Consider the following 15,990-nt stretch of genomic DNA (forward strand, 5'->3'; position numbering starts at 1 on the left):
GGTACGACGACGCCCCCGGCGCCATGAGGGCGCCGGGGGCGGGTCGAGGGCAGGGTGTGGGTGGCCGCGAGCGGCCCGTAGACCGCCGGGTCAGCCGTTGTAGGGCTCGGCCTTGAGGATCTTCACGGAGGCCTTCCTGCCGTTGGGCAGTTCGTACTCCGCGTCCTCGCCGACCTTGTGGCCGATCACGCCGGAGCCCAGCGGGGACTGCGGCGAGTAGGTCTCGATGTCGGCGCTCGCGTACTCGCGCGAGGCGAGCAGGAAGGTCAGCGTGTCGTCCTCGTCGCCGTCGAAGGCGATCGTCACGACCATGCCGGGCGCCACGGCACCGTCCGTCGACTCCGGCGCCTCACCGACCTTGGCGTTCTCCAGGAGCTGGGTCAGCTGGCGCACACGGAGCTCCTGCTTGCCCTGCTCTTCCTTGGCCGCGTGGTACCCGCCGTTCTCACGCAGGTCGCCCTCCTCGCGCGCGGCCGCGATCTTGGCGGCGATCTCCGTGCGCGCGGGACCAGACAGGTACTCCAGCTCGGCCTTGAGCTGGTTGTACGCCTCCTGGGTCAGCCAGGTGACGTTCTCGCTGGTCTGGGTCACAGGTGCTCCTCGTAGGTACTGGGAATACAAAGCATCGCCCTACCCAGAAGAATGTTCCTTCACGGAAGGGCGAAACCACGAGCCTAACAATTCAGTGGCCGAAGGGGGAGGACATAAGCCATCAGAATTACGTCGGCGCAGGTCAGCCCCAACGCATCCGGGTGATTCAGTCGGCGTGACAGCCCAGCAGCTCGGCCGTGGTGCCCGGAGCCGTCGTACGGAGCGTGACGACCTTGTCGATCCGGGTGGCGCCGCCGTCGAACCGGAAGTCGGCCCGGCCCACCTCGGAGCCGTCCGCCGCCTGGGAGCGGACCGTGCAGTAGCCGGAGGCGTCGGCGTCCTTGCGGACCTCCAGATGCACCGAGACGGAGCTCCGGTGCGGCTCGAACGTGATCACCTCGCCGCTGATCTTGTTCTGGCCGACGTAGTGGTAGGCGAAATAGCCGACCAGGATGAGCAGAAGGGTCCCGAGGACGGCACCGGCGATCTTGAGCTTGTGGTCGGCACGGGCGTCCGAGGAGCGGCCGTAGCGGCCCTCGGGCAGCTGAGTGCTCGCCGTACCCATGATCGTCCTCTCGGTGCGGGGCTCCCGGAGCCGGACCCCGGAATTATTCGCCCCCCGATTCGGTCACTATAGAAGCCGCCGATCGCACCCGAAGACACCGGGGGCGCCGACTTACGAGGATTGAGTCTTGACTGACCAGCTGCGACTGATGGCCGTGCACGCCCACCCCGACGACGAGTCGAGCAAGGGCGCGGCCACCATGGCGAAGTACGTGTCCGAGGGGGTGGACGTGCTGGTCGTGACCTGCACCGGTGGGGAGCGCGGTTCCATCCTCAATCCGAAGCTGCAGGGCGACAAGTACATCGAGGACCACATCCACGAGGTACGCAAGAAGGAGATGGACGAGGCCCGCGAGATCCTCGGCATCAGGCAGGAATGGCTCGGCTTCGTCGACTCCGGCCTCCCGGAGGGCGACCCGCTGCCGCCGCTGCCCGAGGGCTGCTTCGCCCTGGAGGACGTCGACAAGGCGGCGGGCGAGCTGGTGAAGCAGATCCGCTCCTTCCGTCCGCAGGTGATCACCACCTACGACGAGAACGGCGGCTACCCCCACCCCGACCACATCATGACCCACAAGATCTCGATGGTGGCGTTCGAGGGCGCGGCGGACACCGAGAAGTACCCGGAGGCCGAGTTCGGCCCGGCGTACCAGCCGCAGAAGCTGTACTACAACCAGGGCTTCAACCGCCCCCGCACCGAGGCGCTGCACAACGCGCTGCTGGAGCGCGGCCTGGAGTCGCCGTACGGGGACTGGCTCAAGCGCTGGAAGGAGTTCGAGCGCGTCGAGCGCACGCTGACCACGCACGTTCCGTGCGCCGACTTCTTCGAGATCCGTGACAAGGCCCTGATCGCGCACGCCACGCAGATCGACCCCGACGGCGGCTGGTTCAAGGTCCCCATGGAGATCCAGAAGGAGGTCTGGCCGACGGAGGAGTACGAGCTGGCGAAGTCGCTCGTGGACACCTCCCTCCCCGAGGACGACCTCTTCGCGGGCATCCGCGACAATGCCTGACATGAGCGCAAGCGTGAGCCTGGCAGTGACGCACCTCGTCCCCCTCGCCAAGGAGGTGGACGAGAACAAGGTCACCCCCGGCGTCCTCGGTTTCATCGTCTTCGCGGTGATGGCCCTGGCGGTGTGGGGGCTGATGAAGTCCATGAACAAGCACATGGGCAAGGTCAAGTTCGAGGACCCGGCGGACTCCGAGGAGAAGGCCTCCGCAAAGGCCTCCGGCAAGTCCTCCGAGAGCTGACCGCCCGGCGGTGACGGGGCTGACGCGCGACGCGGCGACGGCGCTGACGCCCGACGGCGGGGCTGACGGTCGTCAGTCCTGCCGCACGGCCACCGGCACCCCCATCACCTCCCGCGCGTGCCGGCTCGGCACCATGCCCAGGCGCCAGGCCTGCCAGCCCGTGTCCAGGTCCACGCCGCGTTCCAGAAGGAGCTGGTAGGCACCGACGTAGTCGTCCAGCTTCTCGTCCCGCAGAGGGTGTCTGGTGCGGGACAGCTGGGTGAGCTCCTCCTGGGCGACCGCGGTGCCGATCTCCACGCCGCCGGCAGCGGCGTAGGGCAGCAGGGTGCAGCGCAGGAAGCGGGCCCAGTCCTCGCCGCGCAGGTCGCCGTAGGACGTGAACAGGTCGATCGCCTCGTCGCACAGGGCAAGTGCCTGTGGGGTACGGGCGTTGCCCGCGTCCACGACCGCCAGTTCCAGGCAGGTCCAGGCCTCGCCGTGGGCGACGCCGATGCGCTGGAAGTCGGCGCGGGCGTCGACCAGGAGCTGTCTGGCGAAGCCGGAGTTGCGCAGCGAACCGGTCTGGGCGGCGCGCTGGTCGCGGGTGACCCGCGCCGAATGGTGGCGGGCGCAGGCCAGCCCGTAGACGTCCCGCATCCGGGAGAACATCGTGCGGGAGCGTTCCAGTTCGCGGACGGCCAGGTCGAGGTTGCCCGTCTCCTCCAGCGCCTGGCCCAGGTAGTAGATCGTCCAGGCCTCGCCGCGGGCGTCCTCGTTCTCGCGGTGGCGGGAGGCTGCCCGGCGCAGGCCGTCCACGGCCGGTGACGGGTCGCCGGCGACGAGACGGGCGCGGGCCAGCTGGGTCAGGGCCCAGGCCTCACCGCGGGCGTCGCGGGTGCGGCCGTAGCGGTCGAGGGCCGCGCGCAGCTCGGACTCCGCGCGCGGGAGGTCACCCATGCGCAGAGCGAGCTGGCCGAGCTGGAAGTGCGCCCAGGCCTCGCCGTGCACCGACTCGCCCTCGCGGTGCAGGACCAGGGAACGGGTGAGCAGGTCCAGGGACTCGGCCACCCCGCCGCGGTCGCGCTCCACCGCCGCCAGGGCGTGCATCGTCCAGGCGCGGTCCGTGGCCAGTTCGGGTGCGGACTGGAGGTTCAGGGCCTCGCGGAGCTTGGCCGCCGCCTCGGTCAGGTTGCCCTGGTGGTGCAGGGTGATGCCGAGGGAGCACAGGGCGCGGGCGGCGCCCGCGTCGTGATGCGCCTCCAGGTAGAGGTCGACCACGGACGACAGGGTCGTGCGCGCCTTGTCCAGCTCGCCGAGCTGACGGGCCGCGATGCCCGTGCGCCACTGCACCGAGCGGACCAGCAGACCCTGGTCGACGGCCTGGGCCAGTTCGCTGATCTCGCCCAGGCGGTAGAGGTCGCCGCGCAGCAGGCAGTAGTCGCACAGGGCGCCGAGCAGGTTGAGTACCGCCGCCTGGTTCACGCCCTCCGCGTGCCGCAGGGTCGAGGTGATGAAGCTCGACTCGTCGTCCAGCCAGCGCAGCGCCTCCTCCAGGGAGGTGAAGCCGTGCGGGCTGAAGCGGTCCGAGCGGGTCGACATGTTGCCGTCGACCAGACGCAGCACGGAGTCCGCGAGTTCGGCGTAGTTCGCGATCAGCCGTTCCTGCGCCGCCGTGCGCTCGGCGGGCTCCTCCTCGTCGAGCAGACGGGCCTGCGCGAAGGCCCGCACCAGGTCGTGCAGGCGGTAGCGGCTGCCGCGGACGTGGTCGATCAGGCCCGCGCGGGACAGGGCGGTCAGCCGGCGGGTCGCCTCGGTCTCGTCGGTGGCGAGGAGGGCGGCGGCGGCCGCGGCACCGAGGGAGGCGCGGCCGGCCAGGGCGAGGCGGCGCAGCAGCCGGCGGGCGGTGTCCGACTGGTCGGTGTAGCGCAGCCACAGGGCGCGCTCGGTCGGCTCGACCGGGCCGTACGCCCCGAGGTCCGTGGCCAGCGTGCGCGGGGAGCGCGGGCCCAGCGAGGAGCCGGCGATGCGCAGGGCCAGCGGCAGCCCGCCGCACAACTCCCGGATGCGCTCGGCGGACTGGGCGTCGTAGGGCTCGGTCCTTTCCTGTGCCGCGGCGTCCAGGAGTTCCTCGGCGCCCGCCGCGTCCAGGGCCTCGACCGGCAGGTCGTGCACCCACGCCTGGATGTCGGAGGGGAGGGCGAGGGGCTCGCGGGTGGTGACCAGGACCAGGCTGTCGGAGCGTTCGGGGACCAGCGCGCGGACCTGTTCGGGGTCGGAGGCGTCGTCCAGGACGATCGTGACCGCAAGGCCTTTGAGGTGCTGGTGGTACAGCTCGCTCAGCCGTTTGACCTGCTGGTCGGGGGAGGACCGCTCGCGGAACAGGAGCTGTTCGCGGGGTGCTCCGAGACGGTTGAGGAGATGGAGCAGGGCATCGCGGGTGGACAGCGGGGTCTCCTCCGGGCTGCCGCCGCGCAGGTCGACGACACAGGCGCCGCGGAAGTAGTCCTTGAGATCGTGCGTGGCGCGCACGGCGAGGGTCGTGCGACCGCTGCCGGGGGCTCCGTGCAGCACGACGACCGTCGGCCGGGTCTCCGTGCCGGCGCGGGAGGCCTGCACCCACTGCCGGATCCGGGCCATCTCCTGCCGTCGCCCCGCGAACGAGCCCTCGGGGGAGGGGAGCTGGCCGAACGACTGCTGCAGCACCGTCCGTCCGCGGGCCGCCGCGCTCTTGTCCGCGCCCTTCAGCCGCGGTCCGCTCTGCTTCGGTCCCGTCGAGGCGGCCAGCACCCGCTGCTGGTCGAGGAAGGGGCGGATGCCGCGCACCTCCAGCGCCGTCAGCCACTGCAGGCGCAGCTGCTCGGGGCCGCCCGGCTGGTTCGCGGCACCGGCGTGATGGTGTGCGTCGGGCAGATGGGAGCCGGCGACCTTGACGACCGTCGCCGCGGCGGCCACGACGCCCACGGTCGCACCCACCCCGACCGCCGTGCCGGTGTCGGTGCCGAAGGCCAGGTCGGCGGCGACGGCCGCGATCGCGGCAACGGCCGCCACCAGCAGGGGAGTTCCCGACCCCTCGTGCGCGTACCGCTGGGCGAAGGTGAGCCGTCCCGCGTCCGCCTCGTCCAGTGCGCGGGTATACGCCGCGTACTCCTCGGCGGCCGTCTCCGCCATCGCGTCCAGGGCTCCGCGCGCCCGCGACAGCAGTACGCCCCCGTCGGTGCGCCCGCCGGAACGCCGCACCTCCTCCTCCACGGCCCGAGCCAACAGCCGCTCGGCCTCCGCCCGATGGGCGTCCCGCATGTCGCTTCCCCCTCCGGCGGCAACTCCTGTGCCTACGAGTGTCCTTCGCGAGGGACGCGAGCGACAGAGGGCCGCGATCAACGGGGCGATCAAAGGAGCCCGAGGACCACTCAGGTCCGGGAGCGGCGGTCGGTGACCGCCAGGAACACGCAGACGCAGGCCGGCGCCGCCTCGCCGACCGCGCAGGCGAGGGCCTGGGTGAGGCCGGACCCCGCCTGCGCGGTTGTTATGTCGAACCAGGCGTCCAGGACGGCGACGGCCGCAGTGGCCGAGGCGGTGAGGCGGGCGGCGGGGCGGCCGCGCAGGCCCAGCAGAAGCGTCGCCGCGCAGCCCGCCGCCATCAGGACGTCCAGGCCGGTCCAGGCCGGCGACCAGTGCCGTACCTCCGTGTCGGCCGGCAGGGTCAGGCCGAGCACCACCGTCCACGGCACGAGCACCACGGTCGCCGCGCCCAGGAAGACCAGCGTCCACCTCTTCAGCGCCACGGCCACCGCGCCGACCGCGATGCCCAGGAGGAGCAGGGTCCACCCCGCCAGCTGCTTCTCGTACGACTGCTTCTTCACGCTCTTCCCCCGTCCGATCCGACGCCTGCACTCCCCAACGCCTCCACGCTAGACCGCAGAGAAAATTCTGCAAAGAAAATTCGGCGAACCTCAGGGACGGATCAGGGTTGCTCAGGGTTACCGTGGCCGCATGAGCGACCAGGCTGCCGGTGGCCGCATGAGCGACGGCACGACCGAGACGACCGACTCCGGGCGCACCGAGACGACCGACGCCCGGCACACCGGCATGACCGGCCTCGAACGCACGGCGCTGTACAAGTCCCTCGGCAACCCCCTGCGCCGCCGGATCCTCGACTACCTCGGCCGGCACGGCGAGGCGAACTCCACCGTGCTCGCCCGCGAGCTGGGCGAGAGCTCCGGGACGACCAGCTACCACCTGCGCAAACTCGCCGAGCAGCGGCTCGTCGAGGAGATCCCGGAGAAGTCGGGCGGCCGGGAGCGGTGGTGGCGGCTGCTGCCGTTCAGCCACACCACGCCCGACCCGGCGACCATGAGCCGGGAGGAGTTCGAGGCCGCCCGGCATCTCGCCCTGCTGAAGATCGACGTCGACACCCAGCTCTTCCGCCGCGCCCACGAGGAGTACCGCGGCCCGGACGGCTGGGCCCATGTGCAGCGCCACGGCACCTGGCTCACCAAGGACGAACTCCTGGCGTTCCTGCGCGAGTACCGCGCCCTGCTGGACCGATACGGCCACTCCCGCGAGACCGCCCCCGAGGGGGCGCGCCCAGTCAACATGCGTTTCTACGCCGTGGCCGAGCCCGTGGGAGAGTGGAGGAGTGAACCGACTGGCCCATGAGACGTCCCCGTACCTGCTCCAGCACGCCGACAACCCCGTCGACTGGTGGCCCTGGTCGGCCGAGGCCTTCGAGGAGGCCCGCAAGGCGAACAAGCCCGTTCTGCTGAGCGTCGGTTACTCCAGCTGCCACTGGTGCCACGTCATGGCCCACGAGTCCTTCGAGGACCGGGCCACCGCCGACTTCCTCAACGAGCACTTCGTCAGCGTCAAGGTCGACCGCGAGGAGCGCCCCGACGTCGACGCCGTCTACATGGAGGCCGTCCAGGCGGCCACCGGCCAGGGCGGCTGGCCCATGACCGTCTTTCTCACCCCGGACGCCGAACCGTTCTACTTCGGCACCTACTTCCCGCCCGCCCCCCGCCACGGCATGCCCTCCTTCCGGCAGGTCCTGGAGGGCGTGCGCGGCGCCTGGGCCGACCGGCGGGAGGAGGTCGCGGAGGTCGCCGGCAAGATCGTCCGGGACCTCGCCGGCAGGGAGATCTCCTACGGCGGCCCCGAGGCCCCCGGCGAGGAGGAGCTCGCGCAGGCCCTGCTCGGGCTCACCCGCGAGTACGACGCGCAGCGCGGCGGCTTCGGCGGAGCCCCCAAGTTCCCGCCGTCCATGGTGGCCGAGTTCCTGCTGCGCCACCATGCCCGCACCGGCTCCGAGGGCGCCCTGCAGATGGCCGCCGACACCTGCGAGCGCATGGCCCGCGGCGGGATCTACGACCAGCTCGGCGGCGGCTTCGCCCGCTACTCCGTCGACCGCGACTGGATCGTGCCGCACTTCGAGAAGATGCTCTACGACAACGCCCTGCTGTGCCGTGTCTACGCGCACCTGTGGCGGGCCACGGGCTCCGAGCTCGCCCGGCGGGTCGCGCTGGAGACGGCCGACTTCATGGTGCGCGAACTGCGCACCGAGCAGGGCGGGTTCGCCTCCGCGCTGGACGCCGACAGCGACGACGGGACCGGCAGGCACGTCGAGGGCGCGTACTACGCGTGGACGCCCGGGCAGCTGCGCGAGGTGCTGGGGGACGACGACGCCGAACTCGCCGCCCAGTACTTCGGGGTGACCGAGGAGGGCACCTTCGAGCACGGCCAGTCGGTGCTGCAACTGCCGCAGCAGGACGGTCTGTTCGACGCCGAAAGGATCGCCTCCGTCCGGGAGCGCCTGCTCGTCGCGCGCGCCGGGCGCCCCGCCCCCGGCCGGGACGACAAGGTCGTCGCCGCCTGGAACGGCCTCGCGATCGCCGCGCTCGCCGAGACCGGCGCCTACTTCGACCGCCCCGACCTCGTCGACGCGGCCGTGACGGCGGCCGACCTCCTTGTCCGGCTGCACCTCGACGAGCAGGCCCGGCTCTCCCGTACCAGCAAGGACGGCCAGGCCGGCGCCAACGCGGGCGTGCTGGAGGACTACGCCGACGTCGCCGAGGGCTTCCTGTCACTCGCGTCCGTCACCGGCGAGGGCGTCTGGCTGGAGTTCGCCGGCTTCCTGCTGGACCACGTCCTGGCCCGGTTCGCCGATCCCGAGTCGGGTTCGCTCTACGACACCGCCGCCGACGCCGAGCGGCTGATCCGCCGGCCGCAGGACCCGACCGACAACGCCGTGCCGTCCGGCTGGACGGCCGCCGCGGGAGCCCTGCTGAGCTATGCCGCCCACACCGGTTCCGAGCCCCATCGCACCGCCGCCGAGCGGGCTTTGGGGGTCGTGAAGGCGCTGGGCCCGCGAGTGCCGCGGTTCATCGGCTGGGGGCTCGCGGTCGCCGAGGCGCTGCTCGACGGGCCGCGGGAGGTCGCGATCGTCGGACCCGGCCTCGACGACGAGGGCACGCGGACCCTGCACCGTACGGCTCTCCTGGGGACCGCCCCCGGCGCGGTCGTGGCCGTGGGGACCCCGGACAGCGACGAGTTCCCCCTGCTCGCCGACCGGCCCCTGACCGACGGTCGGCCGACCGCGTACGTCTGCCGCAACTTCACCTGCGACGCACCCACCACCGACCCGGCCCGACTGCGCTCAGCCCTCAACGGCTGAGCGGTCCCTAGCTCGCGAAGTCCGCCAGGGCGCGTTCCACGATGGCGACCAGCTGCTCGTGGTGCGCGCCCTTCCAGTAGGCGCGTCCGCACTCGCGGCACTGGGCGAAGACGTCGTACGAGCGCTGGGTGCCGCCGTGGAGCTGGTCGGCGACCTCCTCCTTGGTGGCCTCCTTCAGCAGCCCGTTGCACGCGGTGCAGCGGGTCCAGGGCCGCAGTTCGGGGCGGAACCGGTCCAGGATGTCGCGGAGTTGGTCCTCGGGGCGGGTGCTGTAGACGTAGGCGCCGGCCCACAGTTCGCGGCGGCGCAGCAGGCCCCGGTCGCGGCTGAGCATGACCCGCTTCTCGGCGGCCGAGAGGGCGGCGAGCGCCGGGTCGCCGATGTCCGTCGACTCGTAGGCCGTGTCCACGCCGAGCAGGCGCAGCCGACGAGCGAGGGTGCCGAGGTGGACGTCGAGGAGGAAGCGCAGGGGAGCCCCGGGCACCCGCTGGGGGCGCTCGACGGTCCGTACCTCCACGCGGTCGCCGGCGGCGGGCACGTAGGACGTCGGGACCTCCCGGCCGTCGACCCGAAGGGTGCCGACCTCGGTGAGCGGGACGCCGGCCGACTCCACGGCGTGTCCCAGGGAGGAGACGCCGTCGGTGACGAGGGTCCGTCGCGGCCGGCGCTGGACGAACAGGGCCAGTTCGGGGGCGAACTCGACGTGGATCTCGGGACCGTTCACCCGGTCAGGATGTCATGCGCGGGATGGACGGGCTCATGGGTTTTCGGTGGGGAGACCGTGTTCCAGGACGTCCAGCGCGCGGTCCACGAGGTCGCGCAGGTCGTCCCTGAAGCCGTTCTCCGCCCAGCACATGTTGGCCTCCATCAACCCGCCGACCAGGGACATCGCGTAGACGCGGACCTCCAGGGAGTCGGCGGCCAGACCGGAGCGCTCCGCGATGGCCTCGCGGAGCAGACGTCCGGTCTGCGACATGGACTCGACCATCCGGGCACGGACCGCGGGGACCTGCGCCGACAGGTGCGCCCGGGTGCGCGCCACCTCGGGGTCCTCGGTCATCATCACGTCCATGGCCCGGTGCATCACGTACCGCACGGAGTCCATCCACGACTCGTCCGCGGGCCGCGCGCGCAGCTCCTCCAGCATCAACGGGTCGTACTCGTCCGTGAGGACGATGTCCTCCTTGGTGGGGAAGTACCGGAAGACGGTCGACGGCGACACCTCGGCGCGCTCGGCGATCTGCTCGATCGTCGTGGCGTCGTACCCCTGCTCCCCGATCAGCGCGTACGTCGCGGTACGGATCGCCTCGCGGGTCTTGATCTTCTTGCGTTCGCGCAGGCCGAGCCGGGGGCGGTCGGCGGGGGAGAGGGGGGAGCGTGCGGCCGTCATGGACGTCATTGTCCGGCATCCGTCACGGCGGTGGCCATCGGCGGGGCGTCCTGCGGCTCCTTCCCTGCGACGGGGGCGTTCGGCAGGAACGCGGCGGCCAGCAGCGCCGATACGAGGGCGGCGGCGCCGCACACCAGCAGGACCAGGCCCATGCCGTGCACGTAGGCGCCGTCCGCGGACGCGGCCAGCCGGGGCGCGTGCGCCTTGAGGGCGACGATGTGGGCCGCGACGACGGAGTCCCCGGCGGCGTCCGCGGCCCCGGCGGGCAGCCCGGTCACGTCCAGCCGGTCGCGGAAGGCGCCGGCGAGCAGGCTGCCGAGCAGGGCGATGCCGATGGCGCCACCGACCTGACGCAGGGTCATCAGCAGGCCCGAGCCGCTGCCCGCCCGGTCCCTGGGCAGTGTGGCGAGCGCCCCGGACATGGCCGGGACCAGCGCGAAGCCGAAGCCGACACCGGTGACGGACAGCCACAGGGCGGTGAAGCCGTAGCCGGAGTGGACGGTCGTACGGCTGCCGAGGAACGCGGCGAACGCCAGCACCACCAGGCCCGCGCTGACCGTGGCCCGCGCGCCGAACCGCTGGGCGGCGGCCGGCGCGCCCTTGGCGGCGACCGTGAGACCGCCGATTATCGGCAGCAGCCGGATGCCGGTGCCCAGGGCGTCGTTGCCGCGTACGGCCTGGAGGTACTGCGGCAGCACGAACAGCAGGCCGGACAGGACGAACATCACCAGGGTCGCGGCGACGGTGTTGAGCAGGAAGCCGCGGTGGCCGAGCAGCGTCATGTCCAGCATGGGGCGCGCGGAGCGGCGTTCGCGCAGCACCAGCGCGGTGAGCAGGGCGGCGGACGCGGCGAACAGGGCGAGGACCAGGGGGTCGCTCCAGCCGCGGTCGGGGGCTTCGATGATCGCGTAGACGAGGGCGCCGAGGCCGAGCGCGGTGCACGCCGTGGAGAGCGCGTCGACCCTCGGGGAGGCCGGGTCTCTGGTCTCGGGGAGCAGGAAGACGCAGGCGGCGATGCCGATCGCGGCCATCGGGACGTTGATCAGGAAGACCGAGCCCCACCAGTAGTGGTTCAGCAGCCAGCCGCCGATGATCGGGCCGAGCGGCAGGCCGAGCGCGGACGCGGTCGAGATGATGCTGACGGCCTTGGTGCGCTCGTCCGCGCCGAACAGCGAGGGCAGGACGGACAGCGCGAGCGGGGTGACGAGGGCCGCGCCGACGCCCATGACCGCCCGGGCGGCGACGACCCAGTTCACGTCCGCGGCCAGAGCGCCCACGAGCGAACCGGCGAGGAAGATCCCCAGCCCGGTGATCAGCATGCGCCGGCGGCCGAAGCGGTCGCCGAGAAGGCCCGCCGGGAGCATCAGGGCGGCGAAGACCACGATGTAGGAGTCCGCCATCCACTGCTGCTGGCCGGTGGTGGCGCCGAGGTCGGCGGCCATGGTCGGCAGCGCGACGTTGAGGATCGTCATGTCGAAGCCGAGCGTGAGCATGCTCGCGACCAGGGCCGCGAGGGCCCACCAGCGCCGAGGATCTGGAGTGACAGTAGCCATGAAATGAGAGTAGCTCTCAAAATATGGTGGCTGTCAATCGAAATCGGCATGCAAAAAGGGCCACGGCTCGGAAGCCGTGGCCCTGATGGGGTGCCGGGAGACGCTATGCGTGCTGGTAGGCCACCAGCGAGATGCCGATGTAGTGGACGACGAACGCTGCGAGCGTCAGGGAGTGGAACACCTCGTGGAAGCCGAACCAGCGCGGTGAGGGGTTCGGCCGCTTGAGGCCGTAGATGATGCCCCCGGCGCTGTAGAGGAGCCCGCCCACGATCACGAGGACCAGCACCGCGATGCCCCCGGTGCGCATGAAGTCGGGCAGGAAGAAGACCGCGGCCCAGCCCATCGCGATGTAGCAGGGGGTGTAGAGCCAGCGCGGGGCGCCCACCCAGAACACCCGGAAGGCGATGCCCGCGAGCGCTGCGCCCCAGATGCCCCACAGCAGCCACTGCCCCTTCGCCCCGTCCAGGAGCAGCATCGTCAGGGGGGTGTAGGTGCCCGCGATGATCAGGAAGATGTTGGCGTGATCGAGCCTGCGCAGGATGCCGTCCATGCGCGGGCTCCAGTTGCCGCGGTGGTACAGCGCGCTCACGCCGAACAGCAGGCAGGCCGTCAGGGCGTAGATGCCGCAGGCGATGCGGCCGCGGGGTGAGTCGGCGAGGGCGGTGAGTACCAGGCCCGCGATCAGGGCGGCGGGGAACATGCCGAGGTGCAGCCAGCCGCGCAGCTTCGGCTTGAGCGGTTCGGTGAGCTGCTGGGCGTGCTGCTTGATCTGGTGCGGCATCGAGTTCGCCTCGGGACGGCGGCCGGCGGCCGGCGTGTTCTTGGCGGCGTCGGGGACGGGCGCAGTCATGCCCTGCATCGTACCTACGGAACCGTAAGTTACGAATCAGTGGCGGCAGAGATGCGCCGAAGAGTGGCCATCATCTCATGACCGGTGGGCGTTCGTTTCATGGCCGGTGGGCGTGCGGTCGTCCGGCAAAAGAACCTTCAGGTGAACTCAACGTGCACGCAAAATCACGCGTGGAAACACGGTTGTGCGTGACGATCCCCACTCCGCTCACTTGTGAGGCCCTCTGGACATATGGGCACTCGACTCGGATCATCAAATGAGTGCGGTCGGCACCGGATGAGCGCTGAAGATCCAGTCATGCAGCATCCGGGTCGCAGCCCCCACGGGGCCTCCAAAATCACAAATCCCTCATTTAGGAGCAATCGTGGCGCGCGACATCGCGGCTCCCACCGTGATCCCCACCAACCACCAGGAACTGATCTCGTGGGTCAACGAGATCGCGGAACTGACCCAGCCGGACAACGTGGTCTGGTGCGACGGATCCGAGGCCGAGTACGAGCGCCTGTGCGAGGAGCTCGTCGCGAAGGGCACCTTCAAGAAGCTCGACCCGATCAAGCGCCCGAACTCCTACTACGCCGCCTCGGACCCGAGCGACGTCGCCCGCGTCGAGGACCGGACCTTCATCTGCTCCGAGAAGGAGGAGGACGCGGGTCCGACCAACCACTGGAAGGCGCCCGCGGAGATGCGGGAGATCTTCCAGGGGGAGAAGGGCGTCTTCCGCGGCTCGATGAAGGGCCGGACGATGTACGTCGTCCCGTTCTGCATGGGCCCGCTCGGCTCCGACCTCTCCGCGATCGGCGTCGAGATCACCGACTCCGCCTACGTCGCGGTCTCCATGCGCACGATGACCCGCATGGGACAGCCGGTCCTCGACGAGCTCGGTTCCGACGGGTTCTTCGTCAAGGCCGTGCACACCCTCGGCGCCCCGCTGGCCGAGGGCGAGACCGACGTGCCGTGGCCGTGCAACTCCACCAAGTACATCTCGCACTTCCCGGAGAGCCGCGAGATCTGGTCCTACGGCTCCGGCTACGGCGGCAACGCCCTGCTCGGCAAGAAGTGCTACGCCCTGCGCATCGCCTCCGTGATGGCGCGCGACGAGGGCTGGCTGGCCGAGCACATGCTGATCCTCAAGCTCACCCCGCCGACCGGCGAGTCCAAGTACGTGGCGGCGGCCTTCCCGTCGGCCTGCGGCAAGACCAACCTCGCCATGCTGGAGCCCACGATCTCCGGCTGGACGGTCGAGACGATCGGCGACGACATCGCCTGGATGCGGTTCGGCGAGGACGGCCGGCTCTACGCGATCAACCCGGAGGCCGGCTTCTTCGGCGTCGCGCCCGGCACGGGTGAGCACACCAACGCCAACGCGATGAAGACGCTGTGGGGCAACTCGGTCTTCACCAACGTGGCCCTCACCGACGACAACGACATCTGGTGGGAGGGCATGACGGAGGAGACTCCGGCCCACCTCACGGACTGGAAGGGCAACGACTGGACGCCGGAGTCCGACACCCCGGCCGCCCACCCCAACGCCCGCTTCACCGTGCCCGCCTCGCAGTGCCCGATCATCGCGCCGGAGTGGGAGGACCCCAAGGGCGTGCCGATCTCGGCGATCCTCTTCGGCGGTCGTCGCGCCTCCGCGGTGCCGCTGGTGACGGAGTCCTTCGACTGGAACCACGGCGTCTTCCTCGGCGCCAACGTCGCCTCCGAGAAGACCGCGGCCGCCGAGGGCAAGGTCGGCGAGCTTCGCCGCGACCCGTTCGCCATGCTGCCGTTCTGCGGCTACAACATGGGCGACTACATGGGTCACTGGATCGACGTGGCCAAGGGCAAGGACCAGTCCAAGCTGCCGAAGATCTACTACGTCAACTGGTTCCGCAAGAACGACGAGGGCAAGTTCGTCTGGCCGGGCTTCGGCGAGAACAGCCGCGTCCTGAAGTGGATCGTGGAGCGGCTGGACGGCAAGGCCGAGGGCGTGGAGACGCCGATCGGCGTCCTGCCCGCCAAGGGCGCCCTCGACACCAAGGGCCTCGAACTGTCCGAGTCCGACCTGGACTTCCTGCTCACCGTCGACAAGGAGGTGTGGCGGGAGGAGGCGTCGCTGGTTCCCGAGCACCTCAACACGTTCGGCGACCACACGCCGAAGGAGCTGTGGGACGAGTACCGGGCGCTGGTGCAGCGCCTCGGGTGACGCCCGCTCCCTGAAAGACTCCGCGGCCGGCTGGGATGTGCCCTGACCAGTGATCGTCACGGCCGGCTGCGGTGCTGTACGGCGAGGCCGCGCACAATGGCGTGTGTGGCTCGGGCCCGTCCTTCTGCTTCCCGTCCGCCCCGACGGGAGGAAGGGGGCGGGCCTTCGCCGTTTTCGTCTGCGGGCCGTCTGTGGCTGGTCGCGCCCACGCGGCGGAGCCGCATGTCGATACAGCCCCGCGCCCCTGTGGGGCGCGTTACTTTTCCCCGGCGCACCCGATGAACGGGGGGTGACATACCTGCCCCGGCCCTGCAACGCGCCCCAAAGGAGCGCGGGGAACTGCGCGACACGCCACGACGATCCCCCACCCGCCGACGAGCAGGCGCCCTACGGCGACAAGGCACCCCCGCTCAAGCCAACGCAGTGCATGGCGCCCGGTCCGCGCGCCGCTGCGGGTGCACGCGGACCGGGGCCGTCAGAGGGAGCCCCGCAGGGAAGGGGGCTCAGGTGGACGCCAGCTCGCGCGGCTCCAGCGCGGCCGCGTGGACGTCCATCTGTTCGGCGGCGAGGATCGCCGCCGCCGTGTCGGCGCGGGAGGCCGCCACGACCAGGGCGCGGCCCGCGAGGGCGTGGGCCCGCTCGTGCAGGGCGGTGACGTCGGCGTCGGACGGCGCCGACGTCATGCGGACCGGCGTCACCCCGCCCCGCAGCCGGGCCACCTGCCGGGCGAGTCGCTCCGCGGCCTCGTCGAGGCCGGGGGCCACCGCCCGCAGCTCGTCCGTGACGGTCAGCAGTGCCGCGAGATGTCCGGCGAGCTGGATGTCCAGCTCCTCCTCGCGGGAACGGTGGGGGAAGTCGGAGGTCGTGCCGGCCATCGTGCTGTGGACCGACTTGGTGCGGATCGGTTCGTACATGGATGGCCTCCTGTGCTGTCAGGAAGCCATCCTAGCTTAGATTCCG

The 15,990-nt window shown here is 71.1% G+C and carries 14 protein-coding genes; 5 read left to right on the forward strand and 9 right to left on the reverse strand.

Annotated features, from left to right (window positions below; translation table 11 throughout):
- Nucleotides 1-90: 90 nt before the first annotated feature.
- Both greA and FBY22_RS01990 read right to left on the reverse strand, forming a co-directional pair.
- Nucleotides 91-591: a transcription elongation factor GreA gene (greA, locus tag FBY22_RS01985; RefSeq protein WP_142142161.1), complete on the reverse strand. Its 501-nt coding sequence runs from the start codon at nt 589-591 to the stop codon at nt 91-93.
- A gap of 166 nt (nt 592-757) precedes the next feature.
- Nucleotides 758-1,156: a DUF4307 domain-containing protein gene (locus FBY22_RS01990; RefSeq protein WP_142142162.1), complete on the reverse strand. Its 399-nt coding sequence runs from the start codon at nt 1,154-1,156 to the stop codon at nt 758-760.
- Between the two features lie 127 nt (nt 1,157-1,283).
- Here FBY22_RS01990 and mca point away from each other — a divergent pair, with 127 nt between their 5' ends.
- Together mca and FBY22_RS02000 are read left to right on the forward strand one after the other, a co-directional pair.
- The gene (gene mca / locus FBY22_RS01995; protein ID WP_142142163.1) at nt 1,284-2,165 is read left to right on the forward strand and encodes a mycothiol conjugate amidase Mca; all 882 of its coding nucleotides are present in this window, start codon (nt 1,284-1,286) and stop codon (nt 2,163-2,165) included.
- On the forward strand, nt 2,158-2,403 hold the full coding sequence (locus tag FBY22_RS02000) for a hypothetical protein (RefSeq protein WP_142142164.1): 246 nt from the start codon (nt 2,158-2,160) through the stop codon (nt 2,401-2,403). Before mca ends, FBY22_RS02000 begins: the two co-directional genes overlap by 8 nt.
- 72 nt (nt 2,404-2,475) lie before the next feature.
- On the opposite strand, the gene FBY22_RS02005 is transcribed toward FBY22_RS02000, so the two are convergent.
- A complete protein-coding gene (locus FBY22_RS02005; RefSeq protein ID WP_142142165.1) occupies nt 2,476-5,679 on the reverse strand; it encodes a tetratricopeptide repeat protein in 3,204 nt (1,067 codons plus the stop codon).
- A 110-nt stretch (nt 5,680-5,789) separates the two neighbouring features.
- Nucleotides 5,790-6,242 carry a hypothetical protein gene (locus FBY22_RS02010; protein WP_142142166.1) on the reverse strand — a complete coding sequence of 151 codons (453 nt, stop codon included), beginning with the start codon at nt 6,240-6,242 and terminating at the stop codon, nt 5,790-5,792.
- 130 nt (nt 6,243-6,372) lie between these two features.
- Here FBY22_RS02010 and FBY22_RS44645 point away from each other — a divergent pair, with 130 nt between their 5' ends.
- The gene (locus tag FBY22_RS44645) at nt 6,373-7,038 is read left to right on the forward strand and encodes a helix-turn-helix transcriptional regulator (protein ID WP_142142167.1); all 666 of its coding nucleotides are present in this window, start codon (nt 6,373-6,375) and stop codon (nt 7,036-7,038) included.
- Entirely contained in the window at nt 7,019-9,049 is a 2,031-nt protein-coding gene (locus FBY22_RS02020) for a thioredoxin domain-containing protein (protein ID WP_260844696.1), read from the forward strand. The genes FBY22_RS44645 and FBY22_RS02020 overlap by 20 nt, the downstream gene beginning before the upstream one ends.
- 7 nt (nt 9,050-9,056) lie before the next feature.
- Here FBY22_RS02020 and FBY22_RS02025 read toward each other — a convergent pair whose 3' ends face one another.
- From FBY22_RS02025 to FBY22_RS02040, 4 genes are all read right to left on the reverse strand, one after another.
- A complete protein-coding gene (locus FBY22_RS02025; protein ID WP_142142169.1) occupies nt 9,057-9,773 on the reverse strand; it encodes a Mut7-C RNAse domain-containing protein in 717 nt (238 codons plus the stop codon).
- Between the two features lie 33 nt (nt 9,774-9,806).
- Nucleotides 9,807-10,448, reverse strand: coding sequence for a TetR/AcrR family transcriptional regulator (locus FBY22_RS02030; protein WP_174267065.1), 642 nt, complete (start codon nt 10,446-10,448; stop codon nt 9,807-9,809).
- Entirely contained in the window at nt 10,445-11,992 is a 1,548-nt protein-coding gene (locus FBY22_RS02035) for an MFS transporter (protein ID WP_142142171.1), read from the reverse strand. The genes FBY22_RS02030 and FBY22_RS02035 overlap by 4 nt, the downstream gene beginning before the upstream one ends.
- A 103-nt stretch (nt 11,993-12,095) precedes the next feature.
- Complete coding sequence (locus tag FBY22_RS02040) at nt 12,096-12,842, reverse strand: hemolysin III family protein (protein WP_142142172.1); 747 nt, start codon at nt 12,840-12,842, stop codon at nt 12,096-12,098.
- A 364-nt stretch (nt 12,843-13,206) separates the two neighbouring features.
- Between FBY22_RS02040 and FBY22_RS02045 the strand changes: the two genes are divergently transcribed.
- Nucleotides 13,207-15,030: a phosphoenolpyruvate carboxykinase (GTP) gene (locus FBY22_RS02045; protein ID WP_142142173.1), complete on the forward strand. Its 1,824-nt coding sequence runs from the start codon at nt 13,207-13,209 to the stop codon at nt 15,028-15,030.
- Nucleotides 15,031-15,533: 503 nt separating this feature from the next.
- Here FBY22_RS02045 and FBY22_RS02050 read toward each other — a convergent pair.
- Nucleotides 15,534-15,944 (reverse strand): hypothetical protein, encoded by a 411-nt coding sequence (locus FBY22_RS02050; RefSeq protein ID WP_142142174.1) that lies wholly within the window; start codon nt 15,942-15,944, stop codon nt 15,534-15,536.
- Nucleotides 15,945-15,990 lie beyond the last annotated feature (46 nt).

Origin of the sequence: Streptomyces sp. SLBN-31 (assembly GCF_006715395.1) — a bacterium.
Taxonomy (GTDB): domain Bacteria; phylum Actinomycetota; class Actinomycetes; order Streptomycetales; family Streptomycetaceae; genus Streptomyces.

Excerpts from the sequence above, each read along its gene's own strand:
- FBY22_RS01990 (WP_142142162.1), bottom strand. The coding sequence starts at position 1,156 with ATGGGTACGGCGAGCACTCAGCTGCCCGAGGGCCGCTACGGCCGCTCC.
- FBY22_RS02000 (WP_142142164.1), top strand. The coding sequence starts at position 2,158 with ATGCCTGACATGAGCGCAAGCGTGAGCCTGGCAGTGACGCACCTCGTC.
- FBY22_RS02005 (WP_142142165.1), bottom strand. The coding sequence starts at position 5,679 with ATGCGGGACGCCCATCGGGCGGAGGCCGAGCGGCTGTTGGCTCGGGCC.
- FBY22_RS44645 (WP_142142167.1), top strand. The coding sequence starts at position 6,373 with ATGAGCGACCAGGCTGCCGGTGGCCGCATGAGCGACGGCACGACCGAG.
- FBY22_RS02030 (WP_174267065.1), bottom strand. The coding sequence starts at position 10,448 with ATGACGTCCATGACGGCCGCACGCTCCCCCCTCTCCCCCGCCGACCGC.
- FBY22_RS02035 (WP_142142171.1), bottom strand. The coding sequence starts at position 11,992 with ATGGCTACTGTCACTCCAGATCCTCGGCGCTGGTGGGCCCTCGCGGCC.
- FBY22_RS02040 (WP_142142172.1), bottom strand. The coding sequence starts at position 12,842 with ATGACTGCGCCCGTCCCCGACGCCGCCAAGAACACGCCGGCCGCCGGC.
- FBY22_RS02050 (WP_142142174.1), bottom strand. The coding sequence starts at position 15,944 with ATGTACGAACCGATCCGCACCAAGTCGGTCCACAGCACGATGGCCGGC.